General features: G+C 63.3%; 2 protein-coding genes. Both read right to left on the minus strand.

Going from position 1 to position 1792, the window contains the following annotated elements:
- Window positions 1–1047: hypothetical protein (locus BST40_RS30390; protein WP_158084051.1), on the minus strand; the 1047-nt coding region annotated here is incomplete at its 3' end.
- Window positions 1048–1165: 118 nt separating this feature from the next.
- Window positions 1166–1696 carry a hypothetical protein gene (locus BST40_RS27945; RefSeq protein ID WP_083156540.1) on the minus strand — a complete coding sequence of 177 codons (531 nt, stop codon included), beginning with the start codon at window positions 1694–1696 and terminating at the stop codon, window positions 1166–1168.
- Window positions 1697–1792 lie beyond the last annotated feature (96 nt).

The raw sequence follows: 1792 nt of genomic DNA on the forward strand, positions 1-1792 counted from the left end.
CGTCGGTGATACGACCGGGGTCGGAGCTGCGGCCGCGCTCATGTCGGGAACATGAGGGACGGCGGCGGCGCCGGTCGCGATTGCTGGAGCGGCGGCAATCGGCGCAGTCGCGGGTGGCGTAGTTGGTGCCAAAGGCTCTGTGGCCGCGTGGATTGTGCCCTCGGACAACGACTGTGCACCGGCAGCCGCCGGCGCTCCGGTCATCATGCCGGTGGTAAACGACTGGCTTAGGGACTGCGGTGATAAAGGTGCGCTGGCCGCTGCTGGTATGCCGGTCGCCCCGGGTGTCGAAATGCCTCGCAACGACGTCCCACCGAGACCAACGGGAGGCAGACTGGGAGGGAGGTTGGGTTCGACGGTGTTCGGAAGCGACGGTCCTTTGGGCGCCGACTGATCACCGCCGAACGCGAGCGCTGTCGACGGCATAGGCGTGACCTCTTGCTGCTGCTGCGGCGCCCCTGGGCCCGGTCGATTACCGCCAAACGCTGACCCTGGCGGCGACGCGTCCGCGCCCGGTACGGATGTACCGGGCGCGGGCCGATCAGCGCCGAATGCGGACGTCTCTGGCGACGTTGGAGCGTGCGAGGCATTCAAGTCGGCGGCAGTGACCGGACGCGACGGCGGGGGACCATCGAGGTTCACACCGTGATCACGTAGCCACTTCCGCGCGTCGCCGCCGATGGTTGCGTCGAGCACCCGCTGCGTGGCGTCGATAACGTTCGCCATCGCATTTACTCCGGCATTGGCGGCGTCCGCGTTTTTCTCGGTAATAACCGCATTGACTGCGGCGACTTTCGCTTCCGTAGAGCTGTTGCCGGAAAGAATATCGTCGATCTGCTTATTACCGGATTGGGCGATCTCGGTTAAACGGTCACGCAAATGATTTACGGCATCAGCGACACGATCGCATTGGTTACTTTTGGCCTCGCATTGCTGAATGATAGTGGCCAGTCGTTGTTCGCTCCGCCAATAACGTTCTATCAAGTCTTCGGCGGTTCTTCCCTGATTTACCGTTAGCTGCGATCTTTGGGTTTGCAGATCACCCATCTCTTGTCCCTTCACCTCTCCTGCGTGGTGCCAATACGCAATGCCGGCGGTCACCGCGTCGGGTCGTGCCGACCACCACCCGCCTACCAGCAATGCGGACCACTTGCCGGGCGGCAGGTCAGCCGGCACCACACGCGGCCTTCATGTGCGAGTCTTTGGCGTTGACGTCGTCCACCACCGCTTGCCACTCTGGGTCGTCGCGATGCAAAGAGCTGGCTTTGGCATTGGCGCTGGTGTATGCCTCAGCCAGTGTCAGTGCGGCGGTGCGGTCGGCGGACGTAAGCGCTGGAGCGGTATTAACCGCTTGCTCAAGCATCACCGCCCCGTTAACTGTCGAAATGCCGGCGAGCGCCTGGTTGCCGCTATTGGTGTCTATTTGGACGGAACGCGCCGCCAGCCTGTAGATCTCGCACAACTTCTGATGCGCGGCGGCGATTTCTGCGGCGGTGTACGTCGGCGGCGCCGAGGTTGCCCGGCTTGCGGTTGGTCCGCTTGTCGTAGGGCGGGTCAATGCCACGATCAAAGCTGCAGCGCCGAGTAAGGCGGCAACTGCCGACAGCGCTACTGCTGGCCAGGTGCGGGAGCGTGCTGGGGGGTAGGTGGGATATGGCGGTGTCCACTGTTCCGCAGGCGGGTGGTTGGTCGTCACCTTAAGAAGGTTATTCCCCCTCTCTGCCAACCTTGGGTGAGGCACTCGCCCCCTGATAATTAGTGACCCGAGGGCGGGGATGGAGAGTTTCCCCGA

Origin of the sequence: Mycobacterium persicum (assembly GCF_002086675.1) — a bacterium.
Classification (GTDB): Bacteria; Actinomycetota; Actinomycetes; order Mycobacteriales; family Mycobacteriaceae; genus Mycobacterium; species Mycobacterium persicum.